Genomic DNA, 7871 nt, shown 5'->3' with positions numbered 1-7871 from the left:
TAAAATTTAAACTGCTCGAGGTTTCAAAATTTTAAAATTTTAAATTTCGCGCTCGTTTAGCAGTATCCATAAATTTTAAGCGCTAAATGGGAGCAAATGGGCTAAAATAGCCCATTTATCAGCCCTTTAATCGCGTCAGATTTTTCCTTTTTCGCGTCGTTTTTGCTGCTGTTATCGTCCTTTTTTACGCCGAAAAGTTTGTCGATACCCTTTCCGATCTGCTTGTCGAGTTTGCCCTTGAGGTAGTCCGATCGCACGTCGTATTTTGGCTCCTTAATCGTGCCGGTGATGTTTATTTCAAGATCGGTCTTTTCGATATTTGCTTTAACCGGCACCGAAATCGCGCCCGTTTTGCTATCCAGCGTGCCACCGGTGACGTTTAGCTTGCTTTTTTGCGCGCTCATATCGGCGTTGAAATTGATTAAATTCTGCTTGATCGTGCCGTTTACTTTGGCGTCGTTATAGACCTCGCCGCCTAGATCGCGCCCTAAAATTTTACCGATTTTATCGATCAATCCGCCGCTAGGAAGGCGGCCGTTGTTGATGATCGCGTCGAATTTGCCGCTGTGCGAGCTCGTATTATACGTAAGATTTGCGTTGCCCGTGCCGTCGTAGACGTGATCGATATTTAGAAGCGTCGTAAGCTCTTTGACGATGAAATTTTGGATTTTAAAGCTTGTCTCATCGCCCGCGATCTGTCCGTTCAGCTCACCGCCCGCGACCTTAGAATTTATGGTCGCAAACAGGCTCTTGCCGTCATGCGAAAGCTCGCCCGTCGCAGCAATTTTGCCGTTTAGTCTGCGATTTAGAAAAAACTCTAGTCGCTGCAAGCTCGGGATCAGCAGCGCGTAGTTTGCTTTAAGCGCTTTGTTTTTAAGCTCGTAGGTGCCGTTTAAGCTCTGAAGCTGCGCCAGATCGGAGTTTGCGCTTACGCTAAAGGTCGCGACTGAGTTTTTGATATTTGTCTGCGCCTGCGCGTCCGCTTTTAGATCGCTCGGGAAGTTCTTGCCCGTCGCGCCGTCTAAAAATTTCTTAAAAATCACGCCGTTAGCGAGCGAAATTTGCGCCGTGCCGTTGATGCCGTCTTTTAAGCTTAACTTCGCATCGCCGTTTATCGTGCCGTTTCCGATCGCGCTGCCGTAAAACAGAGCCGAAAGCACGGCCAGATTTAGATTGCTCGCTTTAAGCTTTAGATCGCTCAAATTTCCGCTCGCATTCAGGTTGCCGCCCATCGCGTTTAGATTTAAGTTTAGATTTTTAAGCTCATTTTGCGCTAGAGCCGCGCTAAGCTCGCCGTTTGCCTTGCCTTGCAGCTTCACTCCCAGGACGTTTTGCAGCGCGGCTAGATCGTTTGCGTTTAGCTTTGCGGACAGCTCGCCGTTTTTGTTTTTCAGATCGTATTTAGCCTCCGCATCCGCTTTAAGCGCGTCTTTAAACGCCGAAATTTGCGAGTTTGAAAGCTCAAGCGTAGAAAAATCGGTCTTTAAATTTCCGTTTGCTTTAACGTCGCCAGAAATTTTGCGCCCGATAAGGCTTTCGAGTTTCGCTAGATCGGGCAAGTTCAGATTAAAATCGGAATTTAAAGTTTTGTTTTTCAGATCAAATTCCGATTTTTCGGCGCTGATCTTGCCTAGCGTCGAATCAATCTTGCTTGCTGCTCGCAGGACGTCATTTTGCGCCGTGATGTCCGAGTTTAGCGTGATCTGCACGCCCTTTGGGATGGAGATATTCATATCTTTAAACGCAGATTCGTTTAGGATCAAATTTGAGCTTTTGATGCTCGCGTTGCCATCTGCGCCGCCGCCGCTAGCCTTGATGTCCGAGAGAATGTCGATATTTCCTTTGGCGTAGATCGGTAGCGAAGCCACGGAAAGGGCTTTTTCGACGTTTAGAGCTTTAGCGTCGATTTGCAGATCAAGCGGCTTGAGATCTTTTAAATTTGCTAAAAATTTTACGTTGCTATCAAAAATCCGCCCGCTGCCGTTGATGCCGAATTTGTCAAGATCGCCTAAAATTTGCCCTTTGAGGCTTAGCTCTTCGCTCGTTTTTATGCCGAGCTTGGCTAGATCGTGCGCGTTTGCGTCGTAGCTAAGATCGAAAGAGCGCGCAAAAAGCGAGTATTTGCCCTTTACGTTTACGCTCGCAGCATCATTTACGTTGGCGCTGATGTCCAAATCGCCGAAATTTAGATCGAATTTATCGAGCTTCACGTCAAGGCCGCTTTTTTCTTTGATCAAATTTTCTATATAAGGCTTAGCAAGATTGTTGCCAAAATCGCTGAAAAATAGGCAGCCCGCGCCTACGATAAGCAGAATTAAAATTCCTGCGATTATGCCGAAAATTTTCATTTCGTCCCCTTAAAAATTTAAAATTTGAGGGTATTATAGCCCTTAAAATTTAACGTTTGAAATCTCAATACTTGAGTTTAAATCACTAAAGTTTTATAAAAATTTTTCATAAACTATTGACAAGATTTTAAATTTTGCATATAATCTTAGCACTCAAACACATTGAGTGCCAATTTTAGAAATCACAAATCAAAGAAAGGACTGAAATGAAATTTCAACCACTTGGCAAGCGCGTTCTAATAGAGCGCGAGGAGGAAACAAAAAAGACCGCTTCGGGCATCATCATCCCCGACAATGCTTCAAAAGAGAAGCCTTCGACCGGCAAAATCGTAGCTGTCGGCAGCGAATGTGAAGGCGTCAAAAATGGCGATACTGTAGCGTTTGCAAAATACGCAGGTAGCGAGATTAGCTTAGATGATAAGAAATTTCTTATCTTAAATTTAGAAGATGTTTTAGGCATAATTAAATAAAAAGGATTGAAAATGGCAAAAGAGATTATTTTTTCAGACGACGCAAGAAACAAGCTTTACGCGGGCGTTAGGAAGCTAAACGACGCTGTAAAAGTTACAATGGGACCCCGCGGTCGTAATGTCTTAATCCAAAAGAGCTTCGGCGCTCCGGCGATCACAAAAGACGGCGTGAGCGTGGCTAAAGAGATTGAGCTAAAAGATACGCTAGAGAATATGGGCGCTTCTTTGGTGCGTGAAGTAGCGAGCAAAACCAACGATCAAGCAGGAGATGGTACTACGACCGCGACCGTGCTAGCTCACGCGATCTTTAAAGAGGGCCTACGCAACGTAACTGCGGGCGCAAATCCGATCGAAGTTAAGCGCGGTATGGATAAATTTAGCGCTGCGGTTATTGAGGAGCTAAAAAAATCATCTAAAAAAGTAAGCGGCAAAAAAGAGATCGCTCAGGTTGCTACGATCTCTGCCAATAACGACAGCGCGGTGGGCGATCTGATCGCAGACGCTATGGAAAGAGTCGGCAAGGACGGTGTCATCACCGTTGAAGAGGCGAAATCTATCAACGATGAGTTAAACGTAGTCGAGGGAATGCAGTTTGACCGCGGCTATCTAAGCCCATATTTCATTACAAATGCCGAGAAAATGCTAGTCGAGCTAGCTTCTCCACTAGTGCTTCTATTTGACAAAAAAATTACAAATTTAAAAGATCTACTTCCGGTTTTGGAGCAGGTTCAAAAAAGCGGCAAACCGCTTCTAATCATCGCCGAGGATATCGAGGGCGAGGCGCTTGCGACCTTGGTCGTAAATAAACTTCGCGGCGTGTTAAACATCTCTGCGGTCAAAGCCCCAGGATTTGGCGATCGCAGAAAGGCGATGCTTGAAGATATCGCGATTTTAACGGGTGGCACCGTCATCAGCGAGGAGCTTGGCAGAACGCTAGAAAGCGCTTCTATGGCCGATCTCGGACAAGCCGAGCGCATCGTGATCGACAAAGATAACACCACTATCGTAGGCGGCGCGGGCAAGAAAAAAGATATCGACGCGCGCGTTTTGCAGATCAAGGCTCAAATCGCCGAGACTACAAGCGATTACGACAAAGAGAAACTTCAAGAGCGTATGGCTAAGCTTAGCGGCGGCGTTGCGGTCATCAAGGTGGGCGCTGCGACCGAAACCGAGATGAAAGAGAAAAAAGATCGCGTGGACGACGCTCTAAACGCAACCAAAGCAGCCGTAGACGAGGGTATCGTAATCGGCGGCGGCGCTGCGCTAATCAGAGCTGGACTTAGCGTAAAGCTAGCTCTAAGCGGCGACGAGCTTATTGGCGCGGACATCGTTAAGCGTGCGCTTTTCGCTCCGCTTCGCCAGATCGCCGAGAATGCGGGATTTGACGCGGGCGTCGTAGCTAATAAGGTCGAGCAAGGCTCAGATAAAAAATTCGGCTTCAACGCCGCAAACGGCGAGTATGTCAATATGTTTGAAGCAGGTATCATCGATCCGGTCAAAGTCGAGCGCATAGCGCTTCAAAATGCGGTCTCCGTCGCAAGCCTGCTTCTAACGACCGAAGCGACCGTCAGCGAGATTAAAGAGGAGAAACCTGCAATGCCTCCAATGCCTGATATGGGCGGAATGGGTGGCATGGGCGGAATGATGTAGTCCCATAGGAGCGTCATTCGGCGCTCCCATGCCATTGAAACGGCGCTGCGAGATTTTTACAGTGCCGCGAAATGCTTTATGCGCGGCGATATTTTTGCTATGCGCCGTAAAATGAGATGTGCCGCGTTTTGGATATGTCTAAGGCGCGGCGATTTATTATGAATTAGCGATTAAGCGGTGTGATTTTTAGTCACTGCATGATCTTATAAATTTCGTATCTCACCGCAAATTTACGGTTTTGCCGCATTATCCTTTAAATTTAAAAACTTTATCTGAGCTTGCTTTTTACCTTAAATTCTGACTTACCACTCAAAATTTAAGCGCAGAATTCTAAAACTTTAAAATTTTCAGCTATCCCACCTAAACGCTTACAAGATAAAATTTTTTCGTGGCGTCATATTTTTAGTGTGATAAAATTCTATTGCCAAACAGAATCCTAGCTGCGGAATTTTTGAAGCTTAGCCTTTTGTTTGGCGATACGGCTTGGAATTAGAGCTGAAATTTCATAGCCTCACTCATTAAATTTAACGCGGCTTAATCTAAGCTTTGCTAAATTTCGCCTAAAATCCATGGAAAGGAAAACGATGAAAAATTTAGCTCGTATTTTTTTAATTGCGTTCATTTTGACGAGCTTCTCTAGCGTTTTTGCTGCGCAGCAAAACCATAAATCTAAAATTTCATCTCAAAATCTGCGAGCCAAAGATCATCCGAGTAAAAATACTTCGGTGAAATCCTCTACCGAGCCGCATGCTAAAAAATCTGCAAATGCTAAAAGCCTTTCAAAATCCAAGCTCACAAAAAATACGCGTGTATCTAGGAATTTTGCTAAAAATTCCACGCGAAAAAGTGCGAAAAATTTCACTAAAAATCCCGGGCAAAATTCTGCATCGCATCCTGTGAGAAATAAAGCATCTAAGCGCCCGGCTAATCAATCAAACAGCCAGAATGGAGCTAGCAAGAGCCTAGTCGCGACGCTGATGCGTTTGCCAAAGACCCGCATCTATGAGGATGAGGTGCCAAACGCCCGCGATACTGCGCAAACTTACAGAGGTGCAGATATGCGGAGAAGCGCAAGCGCGCAAGCTCACGGAGGCGCAGATGGGCAGACTGACAAAATCGTAGACGCACAAGCTCGCAAATTAACGACGACTCGAATTGCACAGCCGCAAGCTCTCCGCGTCTATAGTGCAACTCGTTCTAGCGCTATGGGACATACAGCTGCATCTCATTCGAGTGCCACGAAATATACGGCGCGTCAAAATGCCCGCGCGCCCTATCTTCCCACATCTGCTCGCTCTAGCCGTGTGATAGGGCGCTCTGGCGGTAGCGCGTTTGGTAAGATGTCGTCGCCAAAGCGGGGTAATGCGTTAGGACAAGGTGCCGCGATGCGTTATGATGAGCGTTGGGCGAAGCCCGCTCCACAGCCTTATGAGCCTGCGCCTGAGACTGAGAAAAAGCGAGGGCTGATATTTTCGTCGCAGTGGGGCCCTGCCGCGCCGAAAAGCAAGTGGCAGCAGCACGAAGCCCCGACGGATGACGCTTCGTCGCGCAATGAGTCGGTGATGGATATGCTGCAGGACAAGATGAGCAGGGTCAAGGTGAATATGGAGCTGGTGCGCTAGCCTAGGCGGCACGCCGGCGCAATTTATATGCGTAGGCGGGTTAATTTTGCTGTCTCTGTAAGAATGGCGCTTGCATTGCAAAAAACACGAACGGCTGATGTTTTTTCGGCTTTGTCGTCGTGCGAAACAATGCCCTAATGCTGCAATTAAAGATAGAATTTTCATATTTCATCTACGGGCTTTGAATTTCACGGCTACATGTCGCGCTGCCAGGATAAACCAGACTGCACTCGTTTTGCGCGAGCGGGCACTGCGACGATACTGCGGATAAAATTTCACCGAAATTTCAAGAGCTTAATTTTGTAATTTTACGTCGCAGGACTTCGCCCGCCTGCTAAATTCACAGAATTTTGCTTGGCTGCGTGGTTTATTAAATTTCGCTTGCCATCAAATTTTGTAGAGTTTCATTTGTCGCCGGAATTTTTAGAATTTTATTAGATGGCAGAATTTTATAGAACTCTATTCGCTCAAATTTCTCGGCGAAATGAAATTTTTCGTAAGCGCAAAAGCAAAATTCAGCGGGTGAAATTCTGCGGCGGCTAGCGAGCGCGAATTATTAAATTTTAACCCCATTTTGAATAAAATAGCGCAAAAAATTCTAAAGGCTTAAATTTGAAAAATCGCTATCCGACCCGCCAAATCTCCGTCGGCTCCGTCAAAATCGGCGGCGGCGCGCCCATCTCCGTGCAGTCGATGAGCTTTTCTAAAACGAAGGACGTGGAGGGCACGCTAGAGCAGATAAACCGCCTGTATTTCGCGGGCTGCGACATCGTGCGCTGCGCGGTGCTTGATAAGCAGGACGCGGACGCGCTCGCGCGGATCAAAAAAAGCTCGCCGCTCCCCATCGTAGCGGACATCCATTTTAATTTTCGCTTGGCGCTGCAGGTTGCGGAGTTTGTCGATGCTATCCGCATAAACCCGGGCAATATCGGCGGCAAGGACCGTATCAAAGAGGTCGTGCGCGCGTGTAAAGCTCGCAGCCTGCCTATCCGCATCGGCGTAAATTTGGGCTCACTCGAAGAGCAGTTTGAGCAAAAATACGGCCGCAGCGTGGAGGCGATGGTGCAAAGCGCGCTGTATAACGCCGCGCTGCTGCAGGATGAGGACTTTAGCGATATCGCGATCTCGCTTAAGACTTCGGACGCGCCGAGTACGGTGGCTGCGTATCGCGCGCTGCGCCCGCTATGCGAGTATCCTTTCCATCTGGGCGTGACCGAGGCGGGAACGAAATTTCACGCGAGCATCAAGAGCGCAATCGCGCTTGGTACGCTTCTGATGGAGGGGATCGGCGATACGATGCGCGTGAGCATCACCGGCGAGCTTGAGGAGGAGATCCGCGTCGCGCGCGCGATCCTGCAGGACGCGGGCGTGCAAAAAAGCGGCGTCAATATCATTTCGTGTCCTACCTGCGGGCGTTTGCAGAGCGACCTGCTAAGCGCGATCAAAATCGTCGAAGAAAAAACTGCGCACATCAAAACGCCGCTAAATATCAGCGTCATGGGCTGCGTCGTAAATGCGATCGGCGAGGCGAAGGGCGCAGACGTGGCGATCGCGTTCGGCAACGGGCGCGGCATCGTGATGCGCCACGGCGAAGTGGTCGCCAAACTCGATGAGAGCAAGCTCGTGGAGCGGTTTTTGCAAGAGGTCGAGGACGAGGTGCGGGTTCGCGAAGGGGTGTGAGAACTGCGGGGCGCCTAGCGGCTTAAATGTCGCTATGACGCGCGGCTTGGGCGGCTCGGCTCTGAATTTTGGCGCGCTTGGCTAGTTATAGTTTGCTCGGC

At 48.1% G+C, this 7871-nt stretch carries 5 protein-coding genes; 4 read left to right on the top strand and 1 reads right to left on the bottom strand.

Annotated features, from left to right (window positions below; translation table 11 throughout):
- Positions 1-101: 101 nt before the first annotated feature.
- A complete protein-coding gene (locus Q0413_RS01385; RefSeq protein WP_298986516.1) occupies positions 102-2348 on the bottom strand; it encodes a hypothetical protein in 2247 nt (748 codons plus the stop codon).
- A 206-nt stretch (positions 2349-2554) separates the two neighbouring features.
- On the opposite strand from Q0413_RS01385, the gene groES reads away from it, so the two are divergent.
- The 4 genes from groES (at position 2555) to ispG (ending at position 7770) form a co-directional block, all read left to right on the top strand.
- A complete protein-coding gene (groES, locus tag Q0413_RS01380; protein ID WP_295151472.1) occupies positions 2555-2818 on the top strand; it encodes a co-chaperone GroES in 264 nt (87 codons plus the stop codon).
- A 12-nt stretch (positions 2819-2830) separates the two neighbouring features.
- Positions 2831-4468: a chaperonin GroEL gene (gene groL, locus Q0413_RS01375; protein ID WP_298782652.1), complete on the top strand. Its 1638-nt coding sequence runs from the start codon at positions 2831-2833 to the stop codon at positions 4466-4468.
- A 584-nt stretch (positions 4469-5052) separates the two neighbouring features.
- Positions 5053-6090 carry a hypothetical protein gene (locus tag Q0413_RS01370; RefSeq protein ID WP_298986513.1) on the top strand — a complete coding sequence of 346 codons (1038 nt, stop codon included), beginning with the start codon at positions 5053-5055 and terminating at the stop codon, positions 6088-6090.
- Between the two features lie 612 nt (positions 6091-6702).
- Positions 6703-7770, top strand: coding sequence for a flavodoxin-dependent (E)-4-hydroxy-3-methylbut-2-enyl-diphosphate synthase (ispG, locus tag Q0413_RS01365; RefSeq protein WP_298986510.1), 1068 nt, complete (start codon positions 6703-6705; stop codon positions 7768-7770).
- Positions 7771-7871 lie beyond the last annotated feature (101 nt).

The sequence above is a fragment of the uncultured Campylobacter sp. genome (genome assembly GCF_938045465.1).
Classification (GTDB): domain Bacteria; phylum Campylobacterota; class Campylobacteria; order Campylobacterales; family Campylobacteraceae; genus Campylobacter_B.
Note: the sequence above shows the minus strand (reverse complement) of the source record. Positions and strands in the feature narration are given on the sequence as shown.